Source organism: Streptomyces cyaneofuscatus, assembly GCF_033109485.1.
Classification (GTDB): domain Bacteria; phylum Actinomycetota; class Actinomycetes; order Streptomycetales; family Streptomycetaceae; genus Streptomyces; species Streptomyces cyaneofuscatus.
In genome coordinates, this window is record NZ_CP137002.1 from 6,275,376 (window position 1) to 6,298,024 (window position 22,649).

General features: G+C 71.9%; 19 protein-coding genes. 6 read left to right on the top strand and 13 right to left on the bottom strand.

Translation table 11 applies throughout. The features are described from left to right. Positions 1 to 100 precede the first annotated feature (100 nt). The 6 genes from aceE to R2B67_RS27640 form a co-directional block, all read right to left on the bottom strand. Positions 101 to 2,773, bottom strand: coding sequence for a pyruvate dehydrogenase (acetyl-transferring), homodimeric type (aceE, locus tag R2B67_RS27615; RefSeq protein WP_317821840.1), 2,673 nt, complete (start codon positions 2,771 to 2,773; stop codon positions 101 to 103). 267 nt (positions 2,774 to 3,040) lie between these two features. Then, positions 3,041 to 3,664 (bottom strand): GntR family transcriptional regulator, encoded by a 624-nt coding sequence (locus tag R2B67_RS27620; protein WP_018511906.1) that lies wholly within the window; start codon positions 3,662 to 3,664, stop codon positions 3,041 to 3,043. A 148-nt stretch (positions 3,665 to 3,812) separates the two neighbouring features. Then, positions 3,813 to 5,618, bottom strand: a complete 1,806-nt coding sequence (gene sucB, locus R2B67_RS27625; RefSeq protein WP_317821842.1) for a 2-oxoglutarate dehydrogenase, E2 component, dihydrolipoamide succinyltransferase — start codon at positions 5,616 to 5,618, stop codon at positions 3,813 to 3,815. Positions 5,619 to 5,680: 62 nt separating this feature from the next. Further along, positions 5,681 to 7,069 carry a dihydrolipoyl dehydrogenase gene (lpdA, locus tag R2B67_RS27630; protein WP_109977402.1) on the bottom strand — a complete coding sequence of 463 codons (1,389 nt, stop codon included), beginning with the start codon at positions 7,067 to 7,069 and terminating at the stop codon, positions 5,681 to 5,683. 352 nt (positions 7,070 to 7,421) lie between these two features. Continuing rightward, positions 7,422 to 8,981, bottom strand: a complete 1,560-nt coding sequence (locus R2B67_RS27635) for a leucyl aminopeptidase (protein ID WP_317821844.1) — start codon at positions 8,979 to 8,981, stop codon at positions 7,422 to 7,424. A 231-nt stretch (positions 8,982 to 9,212) separates the two neighbouring features. Next, on the bottom strand, positions 9,213 to 9,998 hold the full coding sequence (locus R2B67_RS27640) for an adenosylcobinamide-GDP ribazoletransferase (RefSeq protein ID WP_317821846.1): 786 nt from the start codon (positions 9,996 to 9,998) through the stop codon (positions 9,213 to 9,215). Between the two features lie 88 nt (positions 9,999 to 10,086). Here R2B67_RS27640 and R2B67_RS27645 point away from each other — a divergent pair, with 88 nt between their 5' ends. Beyond that, the gene (locus R2B67_RS27645) at positions 10,087 to 10,851 is read left to right on the top strand and encodes a hypothetical protein (protein WP_317821847.1); all 765 of its coding nucleotides are present in this window, start codon (positions 10,087 to 10,089) and stop codon (positions 10,849 to 10,851) included. Here the strand turns inward: R2B67_RS27645 and R2B67_RS27650 are convergent. From R2B67_RS27650 to R2B67_RS27665, 4 genes are all read right to left on the bottom strand, one after another. Further along, a complete protein-coding gene (locus R2B67_RS27650) occupies positions 10,791 to 11,567 on the bottom strand; it encodes a hypothetical protein (protein WP_317821849.1) in 777 nt (258 codons plus the stop codon). The genes R2B67_RS27645 and R2B67_RS27650 overlap by 61 nt on opposite strands. Then, entirely contained in the window at positions 11,564 to 13,387 is a 1,824-nt protein-coding gene (locus R2B67_RS27655; protein ID WP_317821851.1) for a phosphatidylglycerol lysyltransferase domain-containing protein, read from the bottom strand. Before R2B67_RS27655 ends, R2B67_RS27650 begins: the two co-directional genes overlap by 4 nt. Before the next feature lie 85 nt (positions 13,388 to 13,472). Continuing rightward, positions 13,473 to 14,582, bottom strand: coding sequence for a nicotinate-nucleotide--dimethylbenzimidazole phosphoribosyltransferase (gene cobT / locus R2B67_RS27660; protein ID WP_317821853.1), 1,110 nt, complete (start codon positions 14,580 to 14,582; stop codon positions 13,473 to 13,475). 181 nt (positions 14,583 to 14,763) lie between these two features. Continuing rightward, positions 14,764 to 15,966 carry a bifunctional adenosylcobinamide kinase/adenosylcobinamide-phosphate guanylyltransferase gene (locus tag R2B67_RS27665; protein ID WP_317821855.1) on the bottom strand — a complete coding sequence of 401 codons (1,203 nt, stop codon included), beginning with the start codon at positions 15,964 to 15,966 and terminating at the stop codon, positions 14,764 to 14,766. A gap of 118 nt (positions 15,967 to 16,084) precedes the next feature. Between R2B67_RS27665 and R2B67_RS27670 the strand changes: the two genes are divergently transcribed. Then, entirely contained in the window at positions 16,085 to 16,294 is a 210-nt protein-coding gene (locus R2B67_RS27670) for a hypothetical protein (RefSeq protein WP_006123939.1), read from the top strand. 57 nt (positions 16,295 to 16,351) lie between these two features. Here the strand turns inward: R2B67_RS27670 and R2B67_RS27675 are convergent, their stop codons facing one another. The 3 genes from R2B67_RS27675 to R2B67_RS27685 all read right to left on the bottom strand — a co-directional run bounded on the left by R2B67_RS27675 (position 16,352) and on the right by R2B67_RS27685 (position 19,073). Then, positions 16,352 to 17,440 (bottom strand): S1C family serine protease, encoded by a 1,089-nt coding sequence (locus R2B67_RS27675; RefSeq protein ID WP_317821862.1) that lies wholly within the window; start codon positions 17,438 to 17,440, stop codon positions 16,352 to 16,354. Positions 17,441 to 17,703: 263 nt separating this feature from the next. Continuing rightward, positions 17,704 to 18,396 (bottom strand): class I SAM-dependent methyltransferase, encoded by a 693-nt coding sequence (locus tag R2B67_RS27680; protein WP_317824969.1) that lies wholly within the window; start codon positions 18,394 to 18,396, stop codon positions 17,704 to 17,706. A gap of 77 nt (positions 18,397 to 18,473) precedes the next feature. Then, a complete protein-coding gene (locus R2B67_RS27685) occupies positions 18,474 to 19,073 on the bottom strand; it encodes a DUF3043 domain-containing protein (RefSeq protein WP_018511918.1) in 600 nt (199 codons plus the stop codon). Positions 19,074 to 19,371: 298 nt separating this feature from the next. On the opposite strand from R2B67_RS27685, the gene R2B67_RS27690 reads away from it, so the two are divergent. The 4 genes from R2B67_RS27690 (at position 19,372) to R2B67_RS27705 (ending at position 22,627) form a co-directional block, all read left to right on the top strand. Beyond that, positions 19,372 to 20,154 carry a PspA/IM30 family protein gene (locus R2B67_RS27690; protein WP_018511919.1) on the top strand — a complete coding sequence of 261 codons (783 nt, stop codon included), beginning with the start codon at positions 19,372 to 19,374 and terminating at the stop codon, positions 20,152 to 20,154. Between the two features lie 13 nt (positions 20,155 to 20,167). Beyond that, on the top strand, positions 20,168 to 20,446 hold the full coding sequence (pspAA, locus tag R2B67_RS27695; protein ID WP_018511920.1) for a PspA-associated protein PspAA: 279 nt from the start codon (positions 20,168 to 20,170) through the stop codon (positions 20,444 to 20,446). 163 nt (positions 20,447 to 20,609) lie between these two features. Further along, positions 20,610 to 21,890 (top strand): sensor histidine kinase, encoded by a 1,281-nt coding sequence (locus R2B67_RS27700; protein ID WP_317821868.1) that lies wholly within the window; start codon positions 20,610 to 20,612, stop codon positions 21,888 to 21,890. Next, a complete protein-coding gene (locus tag R2B67_RS27705; protein WP_317821870.1) occupies positions 21,887 to 22,627 on the top strand; it encodes a response regulator in 741 nt (246 codons plus the stop codon). Before R2B67_RS27700 ends, R2B67_RS27705 begins: the two co-directional genes overlap by 4 nt. Positions 22,628 to 22,649: the final 22 nt, after the last annotated feature.

A 22,649-nucleotide genomic window follows, 5' to 3' on the forward strand; every position in this document is an offset into this window, starting at 1 on the left:
TTGCCCCCGTCCGTCCACGCCGAAACCCCCGGCCGCCGGGGCGGACGCGTTGTCGGACGCGCTCGCCCCGGTGACCGGGGGGTCAGGTCGGGCCGGTGGCTCAGAGACCGTACCGCTCCCGGGCCTCCTTGACCGCCGAGGCCGGGACCTCGCCGCGCTTGGCGAGCTGGGCCAGCGACGCCACCACGATCGACTGGGCGTCGACGCCGAAGTGGCGGCGGGCCGCCGCGCGGGTGTCGGAGAGGCCGAAGCCGTCCGTGCCGAGCGAGGACCAGTCCTGCTCCACCCACTGGCTGATCTGGTCCGGGACCTGGCGCATCCAGTCGCTGACCGCGAGCACCGGACCCGGCGCACCGGAGAGCGCCTGCGTCACGTACGGCACCTGCACCTCACCGCGGAGGAGTGCCTCGTCGGCCTCCAGCGCGTCGCGGCGCAGCTCGCCCCACGAGGTGGCGGACCAGACGTCGGCCGTGACACCCCAGTCGGCGGCCAGCAGCTCCTGGGCCTCCAGGGCCCAGTGGATCGCCGTACCGGAGGCCAGCAGCTGGAGGCGCGGCGCGTCCGCCTTCGCGGGCGTGCCCTCCTTGAAGCGGTACAGGCCCTTGACGATGCCCTCCTCGACGCCCTCGGGCATCGCGGGCTGGGGCTTCGGCTCGTTGTAGACCGTCAGGTAGTAGAAGACGTCCTCGGCATCGGGGCCGTACATCCGGCGCAGACCGTCCTTGACGATCACCGCGACCTCGTACGCGAACGCCGGGTCGTAGTTGAGCGAGGCCGGGTTGGTGGCCGCGATCAGGTGAGAGTGGCCGTCCGCGTGCTGGAGGCCCTCACCCGTCAGGGTCGTACGGCCCGCCGTGGCGCCGACGATGAAGCCCTTGCCGAGCTGGTCGGCGAGCTGCCACATCTGGTCGCCGGTCCGCTGCCAGCCGAACATCGAGTAGAAGATGTAGAACGGGATCATCGTCTCGCCGTGCGTCGCGTACGACGTGGCGGCGGCGATGAAGTCGGCCATGGCGCCGGCCTCGGTGATCCCCTCGTTGAGGATCTGGCCGTCCTTGGCCTCCTTGTAGTACATCAGCTGGTCACGGTCGACCGGGTCGTACGTCTGCCCCAGCGGCGAGTAGATGCCGGCCGACGGGAACAGCGACTCCATACCGAAGGTACGGGCCTCGTCCGGGACGATCGGCACCCAGCGTTTGCCGGTCTCCTTGTCCCGCATCAGGTCTTTCACCAGGCGGACGAACGCCATGGTGGTGGCCATCTCCTGCTTGCCGGACCCCTTGTACAGGGCCTTGAACGCGCGCTCCTCGGGCTGCGGCAGCGGCGCCGAGGCGTGCATCCGGCGGGCGGGGGCGGGGCCGCCGAGGGCCGCGCGGCGCTCCTGGAGGTAGCGGACCTCGGGGGAGTCGGCGCCCGGGTGGCCGTAGGGGACCAGACCGTCCTCGAAGGCGCTGTCGGGGATCGGGAGGCCGAGCAGCTCGCGCATGCCCTTGAACTCGTCGATCGACAGCTTCTTCATCTGGTGGTTGGCGTTCTTGGACTCGAAGCCCTTGCCGAGCGTGTAGCCCTTGACCGTCTGGGCCAGGATCACGGTCGGCGCGCCCTTGTGCTCCACGGCCGCCTTGTACGCCGCGTACACCTTGCGGGCCTCGTGGCCGCCGCGCGAGGTGTAGAAACACTCGGCGATCTTCGCGTCGGTGAGCAGCTTCGCCAGCTCGGCGAGGGCGGGCTCGGCGCCGAAGAAGTGGTCGCGGATGTAGGCGACATCGCGGGTGGCGTACGTCTGGAACTGGGCGTCCGGGACCTCGCGCAGGCGGCGCAGCAGCGCGCCCGTGGCGTCCAGCTGGAACAGCTCGTCCCAGGCGTTGCCCCAGAGCGTCTTGACGACGTTCCAGCCGGCGCCCCGGAACTGCGCCTCCAGCTCCTGGACCACGCGGAAGTTGGCGCGGACCGGACCGTCGAGGCGCTGCAGGTTGCAGTTGATGACGAAGGTCAGGTTGTCGAGCTGCTCACGCGCGGCCAGCGCGAGGGCGGCGGTCGACTCCGGCTCGTCCATCTCGCCGTCGCCCAGGAAGGCCCAGACGTGCGAGTTGGAGGTGTCCTTGATGGAGCGGTTGGTCAGATAGCGGTTGAAGCGCGCCTGGTAGATGGCCGAGAGCGGGCCGAGGCCCATCGACACGGTGGGGAACTCCCACAGCCAGGGCAGCCGCCGCGGGTGCGGGTAGGAGGGCAGGCCCTCGCCACCGGACTCCTGGCGGAAGTGGTCGAGCTGCTGCTCGCTGATCCGGCCGTCGAGGAAGGCGCGGGCGTAGATGCCGGGGGAGGCGTGGCCCTGGATGTAGAGCTGGTCGCCGGAGCCGTCCCCCTCCTTGCCGCGGAAGAAGTGGTTGAAGCCGGTCTCGTAGAGCCAGGCCGCCGAGGCGAAGGTGGCGATGTGGCCGCCCACCCCGTACCGGGCGCCACGGGTCACCATCGCGGCCGCGTTCCAGCGGTTCCACGCGGTGATCTTCGACTCCATCTCCAGGTCGCCGTCGAACGCGGGCTCGGCGGCGGTCGGGATGGAGTTGACGTAATCGGTCTCCAGCAGCTTGGGCAGCGCGAGACCGGCGCCCTCGGCGTGCTGGAGCGAGCGGCGCATCAGGTACGCGGCGCGGTGCGGGCCGGCGGCCTGGGTGACGGCGTCCAGGGAGGCCGCCCATTCGGCGGTCTCCTCGGGGTCACGGTCCGGGAGCTGGTCGAGCTCGCTCGGAAGCTTTCCTACGGGGTCGGTCATGATCGCCGCCTTCCGGAGAGGAGGGGGGTGGAGAAGGCTCTATCTGGCAGGACAGAGCGGTGGGGCCGGTGGGCCCGCGAAGTGAACTGTAAGGCGCTGATCGATGATCGATCAAAGGATTGAAGGCAAAACTTCTCGATACGAAGAAAAGTGGCATGGGGTGCCTCGAAAGGGGGCACGGAGTGACGCGAAATAGCGTGCAAATAGGGCGCTGACCTGCACGGAAGAGCAGGTCGCACGCCAGATGATCGGAGCCTGCCGGTCAGGTCAGGCGCGCGGCGCGCAGCCCAGTACGTGCGCCTTCACCAGGGCGCCGATCTGCGGGTCCCCGGCGAGGAACGCGTCGATGAGGGCCTGGTGCTCCTCCGCGTACGACTTCTGCACTGTGCCCAGCCAGCGGATGGAGAGGGCGGTGAACACCTCGATGCCGAGCCCCTCCCAGGTGTGCAGCAGCACCGCGTTCCCGGCGGCCCGGACCATCTCCCGGTGGAAGCCGACCGTGTGCCGCACCTGGGCCTCGCCGTCGGCCAGCCGGTCCGCCTCGTACAGCGCGGCCACGTGCGGCTCCAGCGCCGAGCAGTCCTGGCCGAGCAGCGGGGCGGCCAGCTCGGCGGCGATCTGCTCCAGGCCGGCCCGTACCGGGTAGCTCTCCTCCAGGTCGGCCGCGGTGAGGTTGCGGACCCGGACGCCCTTGTTGGGGGCCGACTCGATCAGCCGGAGCGTCTCCAGCTCGCGCAGCGCCTCCCGTACGGGCGTCTGGCTGACCTCCAGCTCGGTGGCGATGCGGCGCTCCACGATCCGCTCACCCGGCTTCCAGCGCCCGCTGACGATCCCCTCCACGATGTGCTCGCGGATCTGTTCGCGCAGCGAGTGGACGACGGGCGGGGTCATGTGGTGCTCCTTCAGGGCAGACCGGTGCTGCCTACATCATCACGGTGGCGGTGGGCCTCCCGGGCTGTTTAGACAATACGGCGGCGCCCCCGCCCGGAAGAGTTCCGGACGGGGGCGCCGCTGGTGAGGCTGGTTACAGCCGGAGCGTTCAGAGGCCGAGCTCGACCTCGAACTCACCGGCCTCCAGGATCGCCTTGACCGACGTCAGGTAACGGGCGGCGTCCGCGCCGTCCACCAGGCGGTGGTCGTAGGAGAGCGCGAGGTACGTCATGTCGCGCACCGCGATGGTCTCGCCGAGGTCCGGGTGGTCGATGACCACCGGGCGGCGGACCGTGGCGCCGATGCCCAGGATGGCTGCCTGGTTCGGCGGCACGATGACGGTGTCGAACAGCGCACCGCGCGAACCGGTGTTGCTGATGGTGAAGGTGGCACCGGACATGTCGTCCGGGGTCAGGCCGCCACCGCGGGCCTTGCCGGCCAGCTCGGCGGTCTTCTTCGAGATACCGGCGATGTTCAGGTCGCCCGCACCCTTGATGACCGGGGTCATCAGGCCCTTCTCCGCGTCCACGGCGATGCCGATGTTCTCCGCGTCGAAGTACGTGATGGTGCCCTCGTCCTCGTTGATCCGGGCGTTGATGACCGGGTGGGCCTTCAGCGCCTGGGCCGCCGCCTTCACGAAGAACGGCATCGGGGACAGCTTGACGCCCTCACGGGCGGCGAACGCGGCCTTCGCCTGGTTGCGCAGCTTCATCAGCTTCGTGATGTCGACCTCGACGACCGAGGTCAGCTGGGCCTGCGAGTGCAGCGCCTTCATCATGTTGTCGCCGATGACCTTGCGCATGCGGGTCATCTTGACCGTCTGACCGCGCAGCGGGGAGGCCTCCAGCTTCGGCGCGGCCTTGGCGGCGGCCGGAGCGGCGGGTGCCGGGGCAGCGGCGGCGGCCTTGGCGGCCTCCGCGGCGGCGACGACGTCCTGCTTGCGGATACGGCCACCGACGCCGGTGCCCTTGACCGAGCTCAGGTCCACGTTGTTCTCGGACGCGAGCTTGCGGACCAGCGGCGTGACGTACGCGCCGTCGTCGCCGGAGGGCGCGGCGGCCGGGGTGGCTGCCGGTGCCGGGGCAGCGGGGGCGGGCGCGGCGGCGGGCGCCGGAGCCGGAGCCGCGGGGGCCTCCTGCTTCGGGGCCTCAGCCTTCGGCGCCTCGGCCTTGGGGGCCTCAGCCTTCGGAGCCTCCTGCTTCGGAGCCTCCTCCTGCTTGGGCGCCTCGGCCTTCGGGGCCTCCTGCTTGGGTGCTTCCTGCTTCGGGGCCGCGCCCGGAGCACCGATGACGGCGAGCTTGGCGCCGACCTCGGCGGTCTCGTCCTCGCCGACCACGATCTCCAGCAGCACACCGGCGACCGGGGCGGGGATCTCGGTGTCGACCTTGTCCGTGGAGACCTCGAGAAGGGGCTCGTCCTCCGCGACCTCCTCGCCGACCTCCTTCAGCCAGCGGGTGACGGTGCCCTCGGTGACGCTCTCGCCGAGCGCCGGGAGGGTGACGTCGGTGCCCTCGGCGGACGAACCGCCGGTGGCGGCCTCGGCGGTCGGGGCCTCGGCCGGAGCCTCGGTCTCGGTCGACGGGGCGGTGGGCGCCTCTTCGGCGGCCGGGGCCGGGGTGGCGGCCGGCTCGGTGGACTCGGCCTGGGCCGGAGCCGCCTCCTCGGCCGGTGCGCCGGAGCCGTCGTCGATGACGGCCAGCTCGGCGCCGACCTCGACGGTCTCGTCCTCGGCGACCTTGATGGACGACAGGACGCCGGACGCGGGGGCCGGGATCTCGGTGTCGACCTTGTCGGTCGAGACCTCGAGCAACGGCTCGTCGGCCTCGACGCGCTCGCCCTCGGCCTTCAGCCAACGGGTGACAGTGCCCTCGGTGACGCTCTCGCCGAGCGCCGGAAGGGTTACGGAAACCGACATGGTTTCAGTTGCTCCTTACGAAAATGCGGAAGTGGTCGGTCGTCGCGCCCGGGACCGGGGGATCAGTCGTGCGAGTGGAGGGGCTTGCCGGCCAGCGCCAGGTGAGCCTCGCCCATCGCCTCGTTCTGCGTCGGGTGGGCGTGGATGAGCTGGGCGACCTCGGACGGCAGCGCCTCCCAGTTGTAGATCAGCTGGGCTTCGCCGACCTGCTCGCCCATGCGGTCGCCCACCATGTGGACGCCGACCACGGCACCGTCCTTGACCTGGACGAGCTTGATCTCGCCCGCGGTCTTCAGGATCTTGCTCTTGCCGTTGCCCGCGAGGTTGTACTTGAGGGCGACGACCTTGTCCGCGCCGTAGATCTCCTTGGCCTTGGCCTCGGTGATACCCACGGAGGCGACCTCGGGGTGGCAGTACGTCACCTTCGGCACGCCGTCGTAGTCGATCGGGACGGTCTTGAGACCGGCGAGACGCTCCGCCACCAGGATGCCCTCGGCGAAGCCGACGTGGGCGAGCTGGAGGGTCGGGACGAGGTCGCCCACGGCCGAGATCGTCGGGACGTTGGTCTGCATGTACTCGTCGACCAGGACATAGCCGCGGTCCATCGCGACGCCCTGCTCCTCGTAGCCCAGGCCCTGCGAGACCGGGCCGCGGCCGATCGCGACGAGGAGGATCTCCGCCTCGAAGGTCTTGCCGTCGGCGAGGGTGACGCGGACGCCGTCCTGCGTGTACTCGGCCTTCTCGAAGAACGTACCGAGGTTGAACTTGATGCCGCGCTTGCGGAACGCGCGCTCAAGAAGCTTCGAGCTGTTCTCGTCCTCGACCGGGACGAGGTGCTTCAGGCCCTCGACGATGGTGATCTCGGTGCCGAAGGACTTCCACGCCGAGGCGAACTCGACGCCGATGACGCCGCCGCCCAGCACGATCGCCGACTTCGGGACCCGGTCCATCTTCAGCGCGTGGTCCGAGGAGATGATCCGGTTGCCGTCGATCTCCAGGCCCGGCAGCGACTTCGGCACGGAGCCGGTCGCCAGCAGCACGTGGCGGCCCTGGATGCGCTGGCCGTTCACGTCCACGGAGGTGGGGGAGGAGAGCTTGCCCTCACCCTCGATGTAGTGGACCTTGCGCGAGGCGATGAGACCCTGGAGACCCTTGTACAGGCCCGAGATCACCTCGTCCTTGTACTTGTTGACGGCCTCCATGTCGATGCCCTCGAAGGTCGCCTTCACGCCGAACTGGGCCGACTCACGGGCCTGGTCCGCGATCTCGCCCGCGTGCAGCAGCGCCTTCGTGGGGATGCAGCCGTTGTGCAGGCAGGTGCCGCCGACCTTGCCCTTCTCGATCAGGGCGACGTCCAGGCCCAGCTGCGCTCCGCGCAGGGCCGCGGCGTAACCGCCACTGCCACCGCCGAGGATCACTAGGTCGAAAACGGTGCTGGCGTCGTTCGCCACGTCACGTCCTCCATGCATGTGCGCCGTACGCCGGGCCCCGTCGCTGGGGTGTGACCGGCCGGTCGGCTGGTGTTCGGCCGCTTTGTCTTCGGCCCTGTGGTGGGGGCCCTGTCCTGCCGAGAACCCATCTTCGCACTTGTCGACGGCGGGCGGGACGCGGGGCCCGGGTCCGAGACGGATGATCGTCCGTTCCGGAGGGTTACTGCTGCGTAGATACCTACGTATTCGGCCGGTGTTCGTCGACAGCGAAACCCTGTCTCCGTCTCGCCGGTTCCGCTCTCCTTCTCACCGGTTCCGCCCGGACAACACGTACGGCCCCGGACCTATGCCCGGGGCCGCACACGTCGCTCACTCAGCCCAGGTCGCCGTCGGCGGTACGCTCGGCGAGCCGCACCAGGGTGCGGACCGCGGAGCCGGTGCCGCCCTTGGGCGTGTAGCCGTACGGGGCGCCCTCGTGGAAGGCCGGGCCCGCGATGTCCAGGTGCGCCCAGGCGATGCCCTCGCCCACGAACTCCTTCAGGAACAGGCCGGCCACCAGGCCGCCGCCCATGCGCTCGCCCATGTTGGCGATGTCGGCGGTGGGGGAGTCCATGCCCTTGCGCAGGTCGGCGGGGAGCGGCATCGGCCAGGAGGCCTCGCCGACCTCCTCGGCGATCTCGTGGATCGACGTACGGAAGGCGTCGTCGTTGGCCATGATCCCGAAGGTGCGGTTGCCGAGCGCCAGCACCATCGCACCGGTCAGGGTCGCCACGTCGACGATCGAGTCGGGCTTCTCCTCCGAGGCGCGGGTCAGCGCGTCACCCAGGACGAGCCGGCCCTCGGCGTCGGTGTTGAGGACCTCGACGGTCTTGCCGCTGTACATGCGCAGCACGTCACCGGGGCGGGTGGCGGTGCCGGACGGCATGTTCTCGGCGAGTGCCAGCCAGCCGGTCACGTTGACCTTGAGGCCGAGGCGGGCGGCCGTGACGACGGCGGCGAACACGGCGGCGGCGCCGCTCATGTCGCACTTCATCGTCTCGTTGTGGCCGGCCGGCTTGAGCGAGATGCCGCCCGAGTCGTAGGTGATGCCCTTGCCGACGAGGGCCAGGGTCTTCTCCGCCTTCGGGTGGGTGTAGGCGAGCTTCACCAGGCGCGGGCCGTTGGCCGAGCCCTGGCCGACGCCGAGGATGCCGCCGAAGCCACCCTTGACCAGGGCCTTCTCGTCGAGCACCTGGACCTTGATGCCGTGCTCCTTGCCGGCGGCGGTGGCCACGGCGGCGAAGGACTCGGGGTAGAGGTCGTTGGGCGGGGTGTTGATCAGGTCGCGGGCGCGGTTGATCTCCTCGGCCAGCGCGAGGGCGCGCTCGACGGCCGCCTTGTACGCCTTGTCGCGCGGCTTGGCGCCGACCAGGGTGATCTCGGCGAGTGGGAGCTTCGGGCCGCTGTCCTTGGCCTTGGCGTCCTTGGGGGCGAGCTTGTTCTCGCCGCCCTGGTAGGCGGTGAAGGCGTAGGCGCCGAGCAGGGCGCCCTCGGCGACGGCGGCGGCGTCCTCGACGGAGCCGGCGGGCAGCGCGAAGCCGGCCTTCTTGAAGCCGGACAGCGCACGGGCGGCGGTACCGGCGGCACGGCGCAGCGCCTCCGCGTCGTACGCGTCCTCCTTGTCCGGGACCGGACCGAGGCCGACCGCGATGACGACCGGGACCTTGAGGCCGGACGGCGCGGGCAGCTTGGTCAGTTCGCCCTCGGCACCCACGGCCCCCAGGGTCGCGAGAACGGTGGCGAGCTTTCCGTCGAACGCCTTGTCCACGGCCTCGGCGCCCGGCGCGAGGACCAGGGTCCCCGACTTGGATGCGGCGCCCTTCGCGACGCCGACGACGAGTGCGTCGGCGCGCAGCGTCGCCGCACCGGCAGTGCTGAGAGTGAGAGCAGTCACGGTGGTGAAATCTCGCTTCCGTTGAGTTCCAGTTCGGTCGAGGGGTGGGCCGACCGTGCCCGGCGCATCGTAGACCCCTCCGCAATGTGCCGGGTTCGAGCCTACGCGCGCCGTTCGCCGGGGGTTACGGCGGCGGGCCGTTCCCGACCGGTAAGGCGGTCGGTTCCGGCCGTACGCGGGCCGGTCGCCCAGCCGGTCGTACGGTGATCAGGGCCTCAGCGCGTACGCAGGTCAGGGGCCGAGCGCCAGCACCACCAGGGCCGCCGTCGCCGCCGTCTCCGCCGCCCCGCCGAACACGTCCCCGGTCACCCCGCCGAACCGCCGCACGCAGTGGCGCAGCAGGAGTTCGGCGGCGGCCAGGGCGCCCAGCACCGCGAGCGCGTGGTGCAGTGCCCCGTACGGTCCGAAGGCCGCGCCCGCCGCCGCGCACAGGGCCACCGTCACCGCTGCCACGACCACCGCCCACCTCACCGGGACCGTGGCCGCGACCACCGCGCCGAGCCCCTCCGGCCGGGCCGCCGGGACGCCCTGACGGGACGCCAGGGTGAGCGCGAGCCGGGCGGCGACGGCCGCGACGACGGCCCCGAGCGCCCCGTGCGCCCAGCCCCCCTCCCCGTACAGCTCGAAGAGGACGGCGACCTGGGCCAGCAGGACCAGGAGCAGGGTGATGACACCGAACGGCCCAATGTCGGACTGCTTCATGATCCGCAGCGCGTCCCCGGCCGGTTTCCCGCTGCCGAGGCCGTCCGCCGTGTCGGCGAGGCCGTCCAGGTGCAGCCCCCGGGTGAGGGCGGCGGGCACCGCGACCGAGGCGACCGCCGCGAGCAGCGGCCCCGACCCGGCCAGCAGCGACAGCGCGCCGAGCCCGGCGGCGAGCAGGCCGACGACGAGCCCGGCGAGCGGGGCGCAGAGCATCCCGGCCCTGGCGGTCGCGCGGTCCCAGCGGGCCACGCGGACGGGCAGCACGGTGAGGGTGCCGAAGGCGAAACGCAGCCCGTGGCTGTTCAGGGAGGTCACCGCGGGCAGGTTAGCCGCTCCCGCGCACGGATAGATTGGCCAAAACGTCAGAAAAGCCGCAGAGCAGGGCACATCGGGAGCGGGTGGCATGGGTAACTGGTGGCACACCAACATCGCCGAGCCGGGCAAGCTCCCGCTGCTCCTCGCGCTGGCCGCCTTCGTGCTGACCTTCGCCGTCACCCGCACGATCACGCGGATGATCCGCGCGGGGAAGGGCCCGTTCCGCAACATCACCCCGGGCGGCATCCACATCCACCATGTGGTGCCCGGGGTCGTGCTGACGGTGGTCGGCGGCTTCGGCGCGGTGGCCGCGGGGAGGCACGGGGTGGCCGCCGGGGTGTTCGCGGTGATCTTCGGGGTCGGGGCCGGTCTGGTGCTGGACGAGTTCGCGCTGATCCTGCATCTGGACGACGTGTACTGGACCGAGGAGGGCCGCCAGAGCGTGGAGGTGGTCGTGCTGACGGCCTCGCTCGTGCTGCTGGTCCTGGCGGGGTTCTCGCCGCTCGGGGTGGACGACGTCACCGACGAGGAGCAGCAGGGCAGGCTCAGTGTCATCACGTCGTACGTGGTCAACTTCTGCTTCGTCCTGATCGCGCTGTTCAAGGGCAAGACCCGGATGGCGGTGCTCGGCACCCTCGTCCCGTTCGTCGCGCTGATCGGGGCGATCCGGCTGGCCCGCCCCACCTCGATGTGGGCTAAGCGGTTCTACCGCAACCGCCATCGGGCCCGCTCCAAGGCGGTGCTGCGCGCCTACCACCACGATGTGCGGTGGGCGGGGCCGCGCCGGAAGTTTCAGGACCTCATCGGCGGCGCCCCCGACCGGGTCCCGCTGCCGCCCGCCGGCAAGCCCTGACCGCCGCCCGTCCGCCGCCGCCCGAGCCACTCCCGTACGGCACAGACCACCAGGACGGCGGCGATGGAGGCCAGATGTTCCCGGCCCGCCAGGTTGTCCTTGACGAGGACCTCCACCACCATCGCGACGACCACCAGCGCCCCGGTGAACCAGGCCCGGTAGGCGTGGCAGACGTACACCGCGAGCCCCACCACCGCCGCGGACGGCCCGGTGTCCACCACCTGCGCGTCCGAGGCCGGCAGCCCCAGGAACGCGTCCGGGCCGAGCGCGATGCCGACCCGGGCGTACAGGGTCCCCGCCAGCGTGGCCACGTACGCGATCGCGAGGGTGCGCCACCGCCCCAGGCACACCTCCGCGATGCCGAACACCAGCAGGATCTGCGCCAGCGCACCCCAGACCGGCAGGTCGAGGGCGGGGACGAAGAGGGACAGCGGCGTACGCAGCAGAGCCAGCCAGAGGGGGTCCTCGGCCCGCACCGCCCCCAGGTTCTGCACCGGGCCGTAGCCCCACGCCTGGTTCTGGACCAGCTGGACGGTCGCGGTCAGCGCCACCGCCGTGAGGGTCAGCGCGAGCGCCCGTATGCCGTGGTCGTGGAGCCCCGTCCGTACGGTGGTGAACAGCGGGCCCCACTCGCGCCGCGCGGCCCGGCGCAGCGCCGGGAAGCGGCTCGTCCCCGAGCGGCTCGTCTCCGCGCGGCTCGTCCCGGAGCGGTTCATCTAGGGGCGCCGAGACACGCGCGGTGCAGCCACTTCGGCAGCCCCGGCGCCTCCAGGAACCCTTCGGCGCGGCCTGCCGCGAGGGAGATGCGCGCCAAGTCGGCGCTCTTCTCGAACAACATGAAACGTGGCTCCCAGATCGGTCGGTACTTGGCGTTGGCCCGGTACAGCGACTCGATCTGCCACCAGCGCGAGAAGAAGCTCAGCAGCGCACGCCACAGCCTCAGCACCGGTCCCGCGCCGAGTCGCGATCCCCTCTCGAAGACGGACCGGAACATGGCGAAGTTGAGCGAGACCTGCGTGATCCCGATCTCGCCGGAGCGCTGGAGGAGCTGGATGACCATGAACTCCATGAGGCCGTTCTCCGCCTCCCGGTCGCGGCGCATCAGGTCCAGGGAGAGGCCGTGCGGGCCCCAGGGGACGAAGCTGAGGACGGCGCGGAGTTCGTCGGGGGCCTGTGTCCGATCCGGCTCTCCCGTGTCGTCCTTGCCCGGCTTTCCGCCCTCGCTCGCGTTCCGGCACTCCAGCATCACGCACTGCCCGTCCGCCGGGTCGCCGAGCCGGCCGAGCGCCATGGAGAAGCCGCGCTCGGTCTCCCCGTCGCGCCAGTCGTCGGCGCGCCGGACCAGCTCGGCCATCTCGGCCTCGGGGATGTCCGCGTGGCGCCGGATGGTCACCTCGTAACCGGCGCGCTTGACCCGGTTGTAGGCCTGGCGCACCCCGCGCATCGCCCGGCCGTCCAGGGTGAAGTCGGCCGTCTCCACGATCGCCTCGTCACCCAGCTCCAGCGCGTCCAGGCCGTGCCGGGCGTAGACCGTGCCCGCCTCCTCGCTCGCGCCCATCACGGCCGGGATCCAGCCGTGCTCGCGGGCCTCGGCGAGCCATGGGTCGATCGCGCCCGGCCAGGCCTCCGGGTCACCGATCGGGTCGCCGGAGGCCAGCGAGACCCCGCCGACCACCCGGTAGACCACGGCGGCCTTCCCGGTCGGCGACCAGAGCGCGCTCTTCTCCCGGCGCAGCGAGAAGTAGCCGAGCGAGTCCCGGTCGCCGTGCCTGTCCAGCAGGGCGCGCAGCTTCGCCTCGTCCTCGGGGGAGAGTGGGTCGACGGCCCGGCGGGAGCGGAACGCGGCGTACACGACGGCGATCAGGAGCAGCGTCGAGAGGATGTTGATGACGACGTTCACCCAGCCCGGGGTGGTGATCCCGGGGAAGCGTGAGTCGTCGGCGGCCACCGAGACCAGCCGCAGCGCGCCGTAGCGCCAGCGGTCCAGAAAGGTGGAGCGGTAGTCGTCGTGGGCGGTGTTGGTGACGGTGACCAGGGCCGTCGCGACCAGCGAGGTGACCAGCAGCCCCACCACGGCGACCAGGGACGCCAGCTTGGGGTTGGAGCGGTCGCCCTTGGCGTAGAACTCGCGCCGCCCCAGCACCAGGGCCACGACGAAGGAGGCCGTCAGTGCCAGGGAGACCCAGTTCTGGGCGTGCTGCCGGATCTCCCCGAAGAAGAACGCGAGGAGATACGCGACCAGCACGAGCCCGCCCAGGACCATGTTCACGATCCACGCGGCCCGCTTCCGCCGCCGCATGGTCACCGCCAGGAACAGGGCGATCACCCCGGAGGAGAACCCGGCCGTGAGCAGGTACGGCGTGAAGTAGTTCTCGGTGTTGTGGCGGCGCAGGTCCTGGCCGAGGGTGACCCAGACGGCGCTCAGGAAATTGATGAACGAGACGACGCGCAGATACCAGATGGCGAACGCCGCGCTGCGCCGGGAACGGGCGGTGCTGTGCCGGGCTGCCTCTTCGGCCGATCGAACCTCTCCCATGAGAGGTGATCATATGGCGCATTACGGACACAGGGGCGGCAAAGGTGGCTCACGGGACCTGCCCCGCAGCGCCGCCCCCGGCCGCTCAGGTCGCGTCGAGTGCCTGTACGTCGTACTCCTCGCTCCCGGAAGGCCCGGCGTCCTCCTCGTCCTTCTCCGGCGTACGCTCCGGCAGCTCGGCCGCGAACGCGGCCGCCGCCTGCACCAGCGGCAGGGCCAGCAGCGCCCCCGTGCCCTCGCCCACCGTGACCCCGTGGTCCAGCAGCGGGGTCAGCGCCATCCGGTCCAGGGCCTTCGCCTGCGCGGGCTCCCCGCTGACCTGCCCGGCCAGCCACCAGTCCGGCGCCCGGAAGGCCGCCCGCTGCGCCACCAGCGCACAGGCCGCCGCGACGACCCCGTCCAGGATCACCGGCATCCGGCGCACCGCCGACTGGAGCAGGAACCCCGTCATCGCGGCCAGGTCCGCCCCGCCCACCGTGGCCAGCAGCTCCAGCTGGTCGCCGAGCACCGGCCGGGCCCGGCGCAGCGCGTCCCGGATCGCGGCGCACTTGCGCATCCAGGCCAGGTCGTCGATGCCCGCACCGCCGCGCCCGGTCACCACCGAGGCGTCCGTACCGCACAGCGCCGCGATGAGGGTGGCCGCGGCCGTGGTCCCGCCGACGCTCAGGTCGCCGAGCACCACCAGATCGGTGCCGGAGTCCGCCTCCTCGTCGGCGATCGCCATGCCCAGGCGGACGGCCCGCTCGGCCTCCTCGGCACTCAGCGCGTCCTCGATGTCGATGCGCCCCGATCCTCGCCGCACCCGGTGGCGTACGGCGGACTCGGGCAGCAGCTCCGGGTCGCAGTCGACCCCGGCGTCCACGATCCGCAGCGGCACCGAGAAGCGCCGGGCCAGCACCGCCACCGGGCTCGCCCCGTCGAGGGCAGCCCGCACCAGCTCATGGGTGGTGCCCGCCGCACGTCCGGAGACGCCCAGCTCCGCCACCCCGTGGTCACCGGCGAAGAGCACCACGCGCGGCTGCGCGACGGCCTTGACCGGTACGGACTGCTGCGCGGCGCTGAGCCACTCGCCCAGCTCGTCGAGCCGGCCCAGGGCCCCGGGCGGGACGATCAGCCGCTCCCGCCGTTCCTCGGCGTCGCGCCGTACGCCCCCGTCGGGGCGCTCGATCAGGTCGGAGAAGTCGTCCAGGTTCACGGAGGTCTGCCTCGCGGGTCGTCACGTCGGTTTCCGGTGCGGGCACCCGGCGGCGGGCCCCTGCCGGGAACAGTACCGGTCGGCCCGGACACCCCGAGAGGTAGCAGTGACGCCCCCTCACCCCGCGAGTCGGGCTGAGGACCGCCCCCTCACCCCGCGAGACGCGCCAAGGACCGCCCCCTCACCCCCGCAGCACCACCGCCTGCCCCGCCACCACCAGCAGCACCTCCTCGCACTCGGCCGCCACCGCCGCGTTCAGCCGCCCCAGCTCGTCCCGGAACCGCCGTCCCGCCGGGGTCGCCGGGACCACCCCCGCACCCACCTCGTTGGTCACCAGCACCACCTGACGCCGGGTCCCGCGCACCGCCGCCACCAGCTCCCGGGCCCGCGCCCGCAACGCCTCCTGGCCGCCCTCCCGCCACCGCTCGTCCTCCCAGGCGTCCACCCGGTCCATCGCGTCGGTCAGCCACAGCGACAGGCAGTCCACCAGCAGCGGCGGCCCGTCCGCGCCCAGCAGCTCCGCGACCTCACAGGTCTCCTCGGTCCGCCACGCGCCCGGCCTGCGCTCCCGGTGCAGCCCCACCCGGGCCGCCCACTCCGGGTCCCCTTCGCGCCGCCCGCCGGTCGCCACGTACACCACCTCGGGGAACGTCTCCAGACGCCGCTCCGCCTCCACCGACTTCCCCGACCGCGCGCCGCCCGTCACCAGCACCCGGCGCGGCACGTCCGGCACCACCGGGTACTCGCCCACCACCAGCGTCGTCCCGTCCGGCACCGCCCGCGCCCCGGCCGCCGCCAGGCGCCGGTCCAGCGCCGCACCCGGCGGGGCGTCGTGGTCCAGGTGGACCGCGATCACCTCGGTGGCCGGCCCGACCGCGCCGACCGCCCGCAGCCGCGCCACCGCGTCGGGCCGCCCGATCACATCGCAGAGGACCATGTCGTACGGCCGCTCGGCCCGCCCGTCGAGACCGGCGGGCGCGGCCCCCGGCGGCAGGTAGAGCAGCCGCTCGCCGTCCGGGGAGCTCACCTCGTAACCGGTCCCCGGCGCGTCCATCGGCACCGCCCGCACCCGGTGCCCGCTGATCAGCGTCAACACCTGGCCGTCCGGCACCCGTCCGGCCGGCGGCAGCGTGGGCGGCAGCTCCACGGCGGGCCCGTCGTGCGGATGGGTCAGCAGCACCTGGCGCACCGCGCCCAGCGAATGCCCCGCGCGAGCGGCCGCGAACACCGCTCCCGGGGTCAGGTCCAGCAGCAGCGCGTCGTCGATCAGCAGGGCGGTCGCGGCGCGCGCCCACGGGCCACGGGCCGTCGCGCAGGCCGCACAGGGGCAGGAGGGGCGCGGCAGCCCGTCGGGGGCTCCGGTGCCGAGCAGAGTCAGTTCCACACCTTGATCCTCCCGTGTCCGCACGCCGGGTGCGCGCCCGGCTAGGCTTCGGGCAGCAACTGACCCAGGAGCGGCAACGGGCCCGGGAGTCGGGCGCAACGCGACCCAGGAGGCGGACATGGCGTGGACGTGGCGGTTCGAGAAGTCCGACGGTACGGAGACGGAGCCGGCGCTGCAGCCGGAGGAGTTCACCACCCAGGGCGACGCGGAGTCCTGGATCGGTGAGTACTGGAAGGAGCTCCTGGAGGGCGGCGCCGCCCAGGTGACGCTCTTCGAGGACTCGACCAAGATCTACGGCCCCATGAGCCTGCAGGCCGACGGCGCCTGAGGGCTGCCGGAAGGGGCGGTACGGGGCTTCCCGTACCGCCCCTTCTCCCTGCGGGCCTCAGATCTCCCCGAGCGTGACCTCCGCCGTCCTGCTGTCGCCGTCCCGGGTGTACGTCACGGTCACCTTGTCGCCCGGCTGGTCGCCCGCCAGGGCCTCGGAGAGCGAGGTGATGGTGGTGACGGCCGTGTCGCCGATCTTCGTGATGATGTCTCCGGCACGCAGTCCCGCCTCGCCCGCGGCGCCGTCCCGCTCCACGCTCACCAGCGCCACCCCGGCGGGCCGGTAGGAGTCGTCGACGACCGTACGGCCGGTGATGTTCAGCCCGGCCCGGCCCGAGTCGGTGACCCGGCCGTCCTTGATGATCTGGTCGGCGACCGTCCGCACCATCGAGACGGGGATCGCGAAGCCGATGCCCGGCGCCGCGCTGTCGCCCATCTGCGGGTCGGTCGCCGCGAGGGTCGGGATGCCGATCACCTCGCTGCTCAGGTTGACCAGCGCCCCGCCGCTGTTGCCCGGGTTGATCGCTGCCGAGGTCTGCACCATGTTGGCGATCGTCGCGCCCGTGCCACCGCCCGCCCGGCTCTCGCTGACGGTCCGGCCGAGCGCCGAGACGATGCCCTGGGTGACGCTGCTGGAGAGGCCGAGCGGCGAGCCCATCGCCATCACGATCTGCCCCACCTCGACCTTCTCCGCGTCGCCGAACTTCGCGGGCTTCAGACCGTCGGGCACGTCGTCCAGCTTGATGACCGCGAGGTCCTGCTCCGGGTAGGAGGAGACCAGCGAGGCGTTCAGCACCGCCTCCCCGGTGGCGACGGTGACCTTGAAGGTCTTCTCGTCGCCGATCACATGGGCGTTGGTGACGATATGGCCCTTGTCGTCGTAGACGATCCCGGAACCGAGGCTGTCCGACGCGTCGATCTGCACCACCGAGGGCAGCACATCGTTGATGACGGCCTTGTAGGCGTTCTCCAGCTCGGCGGTGTCACGGGTCACGGAGCCCTGGGCCGTACCGGAGGCACTGGCCTCCGGCGCGGGTGATGCCGCCGGTTCCGCGCCGGAGCAGCCGGCCGCCAGGGCGATCGCGCAGACCCCCGTGATCAGGGGCAGCAGGCGCCGTGCGGAGCGGCGGGAGGGGGATGCGTCCATATCCGGAGTCTGGTGCCCCCACCCTTTCGGGTGCCTGTGCTGATGGGCCGAACGAGGCCCTGCCGCCGTACCCGGCTTCGTACCGTCCGCTAGGGCCTGTCGTCAAACTGCCGCCTGCCGCGCGACGCCTGGCACGCACGCTCGCGGCGTTGCCGAAATGGCCAAGTAGCTCCGCTACGAGACCATTCCGGCGCCTTGCGATCGCACGCACCATGCGCCGCGCGGCCGCCCTTCGGGCGACGACGGCAGTTTGACGACAGGCCCTAGCCGCGCACTCCGCACAGATGCAGCAGCGCCGCGACACCCCGGTACGGGTCGGTCCGCCCGGCCCGGTCCTCCAGGGTCAGCACCCGCTCCAGCTCGCCCGCGGGCAGCTCGGTCCCGTCGGCCGCGTTGTCGGTGAAGACCCGGATGCCGTACCAGGCGTGCAGCGGGGCGGCGATCCCGGCCAGGGTGGCCCGCAGCGCGTCGAGCCGGTCGGCCCGCACGGTGAGGCCGAGGTCGTTCGTGTACGTCGCCGAGTCGAAGGCATCCAGGGCCGCACCGAAGTCGCCGGTGAGGCCGGGGCGCATCGCGAGGGCGTCCGCGTTCCGTACGAGCAGCGAGAGCAGACCGCCCGGCGCCAGCATCCGGGCCAGCCCGGCCAGCATCGGATCGGGCTCCTCGACGTACATCAGGACGCCGTGACAGAGCACCACGTCGAAGCTGCCGGGCAGGAAGTGCACACCGGTCTCCCGGCCGTGCCCCTCGATCAGCTTGACCCGCTCCCGGATGCCCTCGGGCTCGGTCGCCAGGGCCTCGCGGGCCACCCGCAGCAGCTCGGCGTCCGACTCCAGACCGGTCACCGAGTGACCGGCCCGCGCGAGGCGGAGCGCCTGGACCCCCCGGCCCATGCCGACGTCCAGGACGCGCAGCCGCTGACCGACCGGGAACCGCCCGGCTATCTGCTCGTCCAGCTGCCGGGCGACGAGCTCCTGGCGGACGGTGTCCCGTACGCCCCCTACGGGGCTCACCGGAGGGACGATCTCCGTGCTCAGGGCCGCTCTCCGCGCTTGACCTGCGGCTTCGGGAGCCGCAGACGACGCATCTGGAGCGTGCGCATCAGGCCGTAGGCGACGGCGCCGCGCTTGGGGGTGTCCGGGAAACGCTCTCGCAGCTGCTTCTTCAGGCGGATCGACAGACCGATCGAGTCGATCACGATCAGGATGATCACACCCATCCAGAGCAGCAGCGAGATGCTCTGGATGTTCTGCACCTGGATCACGCTGAGAATCAGGATGACCACGGCGAGCGGCAGGAACCACTCGGCGATGCAGAAGCGCGAGTCCACGAAGTCACGGACGAAGCGCCGCACCGGGCCCTTGTCGCGGACCGGGAGGTAACGCTCGTCGCCCGACGCGAGCGCCTCACGCTGCCGGGCCAGATCGGCCCGGCGCGCCTCGCGCTGGCGCTTCACGGCCGCCTTGCGGTCGGTCGGCGCGCTGGACGCGGCACGGCGGCGCTGCGTCTGGGCCTCGCTGCGCTTGGGGGTGGGGCGACCCTTGGGAGCCTGCGGGTCGCGGGGCTGCTGGGAGAGGTCCGCCGTCACCTTGTCGGTGGGGGCCTTCTCTGTCTTGGCACGGCTACGGAACACAAAACCCAAGGGTACGGGGTCGGGCCGCGGGCTCGTGGACCCGGGCGGGAACGATCCGGCAACGGACGGCGTCCCTGTAGGCACCCGACACGGGCAGAACAGGCCTTAACCATCGGTTTCCCTGACCGTCACCTACACCCTGGGCGGGAGCACCGGCCGGGCTCAGTCGTCCTTGGGGAGGAGCACATCGGGACTCGAACAGTGCGGTAATAGAGACAGGGCCCGTACTGTGGGTTCTATCGGGAGTGCTGGAGCTCAGTCCGTCAGAAGGGGGCGCGCGAAGCCCATGAGCGGTGTCATGAAGCGTATGGGGATGCTTTTCCGCGCGAAGGCAAACAAGGCCCTTGACCGGGCCGAGGATCCGCGCGAGACCCTGGATTACTCGTACCAGAAGCAGCTGGAGCTGCTTCAGAAGGTGCGCCGCGGCGTCGCCGACGTCGCGACGTCCCGCAAACGGCTGGAGTTGCAGCTGAACCAGCTGCAGGGCCAGTCGTCCAAGCTGGAGGACCAGGGCCGCAAGGCGCTGGCGCTCGGCCGTGAGGACCTGGCGCGCGAGGCGCTGTCCCGGCGCGCCGCCCTCCAGCAGCAGGTCACCGACCTGGAGACGCAGCACACGACGCTGCAGGGCGAGGAGGAGAAGCTCACCCTCGCGGCCCAGCGGCTACAGGCCAAGGTCGATGCCTTCCGCACCAAGAAGGAGACCATCAAGGCGACCTACACGGCGGCCCAGGCGCAGACCCGGATCGGCGAGGCCTTCTCCGGCATCTCCGAGGAGATGGGCGACGTCGGCCTGGCGATCCAGCGGGCCGAGGACAAGACGCAGCAGCTCCAGGCGCGGGCCGGCGCCATCGACGAGCTGCTCGCCTCCGGCGCCCTGGACGACCCGACCGGCACGGCGAAGGACGACATCGCCGCCGAGCTGGACCGGATCTCCGGCGGCTCGGACGTGGAGCTGGAGCTCCAGCGCATGAAGGCCGAGCTGGCCGGCGGCTCCTCGTCCTCGCAGCAGGCGATCGAGGGCGGTGCCCAGGACGGCACGCAGCAGTCGCAGCAGTCCCCGCACAAGTTCGACAAGCAGTAGTGAGGGCGGCGTCATGATCGTACGGATCATGGGGGAAGGCCAGGTCAAGCTGGCCGACAGTCACTTCGTCGAACTCAACGAGCTCGACGACGTCCTGCTCAAGGAGATGGACAGCGGGGACGGTCCCGGCTTCCGCACCACGCTCCACGCACTCCTCGACAAGGTGCGCGAGCTCGGCACTCCGCTCCCCGACGACTCCCTGGAGCCGTCGGAGCTGATCCTGCCGGCGCCCGACGCGACCCTCGAAGAGGTGCGCGCGATGCTCAGCGACGACGGACTCATCCCGAACTAGGCGTACCGGCTCCACCAGCACTCTTACGTCTGTGCCCCGCATCCGGCCCGTCCGGTGCGGGGCACAGGTGCTGTACGCGCCTGCTGTCCTCGTACGGTTCCGTGCCCGTTCCGGCACACCGCGGAGACCGATCCGTACACGACACGCCGTACCGTTGCTGGACGTGACCACCCTCCCCTCCGGGTTCGCGCGTGCCCGCCGCTGGCTTCGGGACCACCCGCTCGCGTTCGACGCGACCCTGGCGTTCTGCGTCCTGATCGCGATGATCTGCGGTTCGTTCGCGGACCCGGGCAAGGGCGGGCACGGGCCGACGTTCGGGACCCGCACCCCCGAGGCGTTCAGCGTGCTGCTGATGGTGCTGGCGGCCTCGGCGCTCGTCCTGCGCCGGCGGCACTCCATGGCGGTCCTCGCGGTGACCGGCGGTCTCACGGCGACCGAGTACATCTTCATGGACCCGCCGGCCCCGGTCGTGATGAGCACCGTCATCGCGCTCTACACCGTCGCCTCCCGCACCGACCGCCCCACCACCTGGCGGGTCGGCCTGCTGACCATGGGGATCCTGACGGTGGCCGCGATGGTGTTCGGCTCGACGCCCTGGTACAGCCAGGAGAACCTCGGCGTCTTCGCCTGGACCGGGATGGCGTCGGCCGCCGGGGATGCCGTACGCAGCAGGCGCGCCTTCGTCGACGCGATCCGGGAGCGCGCGGAGCGGGCCGAGCGCACGCGGGAGGAGGAGGCCCGTCGCCGCGTCGCGGAGGAGCGGCTGCGGATCGCCCGGGACCTCCACGACGTCGTCGCCCACCACATCGCCCTGGTCAACGTGCAGGCCGGGGTCGCCGCCCACGTCATGGACAAGCGCCCGGACCAGGCGAAGGAGGCGCTCGCCCACGTACGGGACGCCAGCCGCTCCGCGCTCAACGAACTCCGCGTCACCGTCGGCCTGCTCCGCCAGTCCGGCGACCCCGAGGCCCCCACCGAACCGGCCCCCGGCCTCGCGGTCCTGGACGAGCTGGTGGACACCTTCCGCAACGCCGGGCTCCCCGTCGAGGTGGCCGGCGCCGACCGGGGCCCGGGGCTGCCCGCCGCCGTCGACCTGGCCGCGTACCGGGTCATCCAGGAGGCCCTGACCAACGTACGCAAGCACGCGGGCGCCGGAGCGAGGGCCGAGGTGAGCGTCGTACGGGTCGGAACCACGGCCGAGATCACGGTGCTGGACAACGGCCGGGGCAGCGCGGCCGGGCGCCCGGGTGCCGAGAGCACCCCGGACGGTGGCGGCCACGGTCTGCTCGGCATGCGCGAACGGGTCACCGCCCTCGGCGGCGCCCTCACGGCGGGACCTCGCTACGGGGGCGGGTTCCGGGTCCATGCGATCCTGCCCCTGGAGGCCCGCACGGGTGAACCGGAACAGCCCGGCCCGGCGGCCGCGACGGGGGAGCGCCGATGAGCGAGTCCGTACAGGCACCTGAGGCACTTGAGACACCTGGGGCATCTGAGGCACCCATCAAGGTGCTGCTCGCCGACGACCAGGCGCTCCTGCGCAGCGCGTTCCGGGTGCTGGTGGACTCCGAACCCGATATGGAGGTCGTCGGCGAGGCGGCCGACGGGGCCCAGGCGGTGGAGCTGGCCCGGGAGACCGGCGCCGACGTGGTGCTGATGGACATCCGGATGCCGGGCACGGACGGGCTCGCCGCCACCCGCATGATCAGCGCGGACCCGGCCCTGGCGGCGGTGCGGGTGGTCATGCTCACCACGTTCGAGGTCGACGAGTACGTGGTCCAGGCCCTCCGCGCCGGAGCCTCCGGCTTCCTCGGCAAGGGCGCGGAGCCGGAGGAACTGCTCAACGCGATCCGGATCGCCAACGCGGGCGAGGCGTTGCTCTCCCCGGCGGCGACCAAAGGGCTGATCGCCACCTTCCTGGCGCAGGGCGGGAGTTCGGGGGAGGGGCCGGACAGCGCGGAGTACGCGGAACGGCTGGCCGCGCTCACCGTGCGCGAGCGGGAGGTGCTCGTCCTGGTGGCGGGCGGCCACTCCAACGACCGGATCGCGGAGCGGCTGGCGGTCAGCCCGCTCACGGTCAAGACCCATGTGAACCGGGCGATGGCGAAGGTGGCGGCCCGCGACCGCGCCCAGCTGGTGGTCATCGCGTACGAGTCGGGCCTGGTACGCCCCCGGGTGGAGTGAGGCGGAGCAGGAGGACGCGGAG

What these genes read in the sequence shown, in the direction of transcription:
- sucB (WP_317821842.1), bottom strand. Translation starts at nt 5,618, where the DNA reads ATGTCGGTTTCCGTAACCCTTCCGGCGCTCGGCGAGAGCGTCACCGAG.
- pspAA (WP_018511920.1), top strand. Translation starts at nt 20,168, where the DNA reads ATGATCGTACGGATCATGGGGGAAGGCCAGGTCAAGCTGGCCGACAGT.
- R2B67_RS27675 (WP_317821862.1), bottom strand. Translation starts at nt 17,440, where the DNA reads ATGGACGCATCCCCCTCCCGCCGCTCCGCACGGCGCCTGCTGCCCCTG.
- R2B67_RS27645 (WP_317821847.1), top strand. Translation starts at nt 10,087, where the DNA reads ATGGGTAACTGGTGGCACACCAACATCGCCGAGCCGGGCAAGCTCCCG.
- R2B67_RS27705 (WP_317821870.1), top strand. Translation starts at nt 21,887, where the DNA reads ATGAGCGAGTCCGTACAGGCACCTGAGGCACTTGAGACACCTGGGGCA.
- R2B67_RS27650 (WP_317821849.1), bottom strand. Translation starts at nt 11,567, where the DNA reads ATGAACCGCTCCGGGACGAGCCGCGCGGAGACGAGCCGCTCGGGGACG.
- R2B67_RS27690 (WP_018511919.1), top strand. Translation starts at nt 19,372, where the DNA reads ATGAAGCGTATGGGGATGCTTTTCCGCGCGAAGGCAAACAAGGCCCTT.
- R2B67_RS27655 (WP_317821851.1), bottom strand. Translation starts at nt 13,387, where the DNA reads ATGGGAGAGGTTCGATCGGCCGAAGAGGCAGCCCGGCACAGCACCGCC.
- R2B67_RS27670 (WP_006123939.1), top strand. Translation starts at nt 16,085, where the DNA reads ATGGCGTGGACGTGGCGGTTCGAGAAGTCCGACGGTACGGAGACGGAG.
- R2B67_RS27620 (WP_018511906.1), bottom strand. Translation starts at nt 3,664, where the DNA reads ATGACCCCGCCCGTCGTCCACTCGCTGCGCGAACAGATCCGCGAGCAC.
- aceE (WP_317821840.1), bottom strand. Translation starts at nt 2,773, where the DNA reads ATGACCGACCCCGTAGGAAAGCTTCCGAGCGAGCTCGACCAGCTCCCG.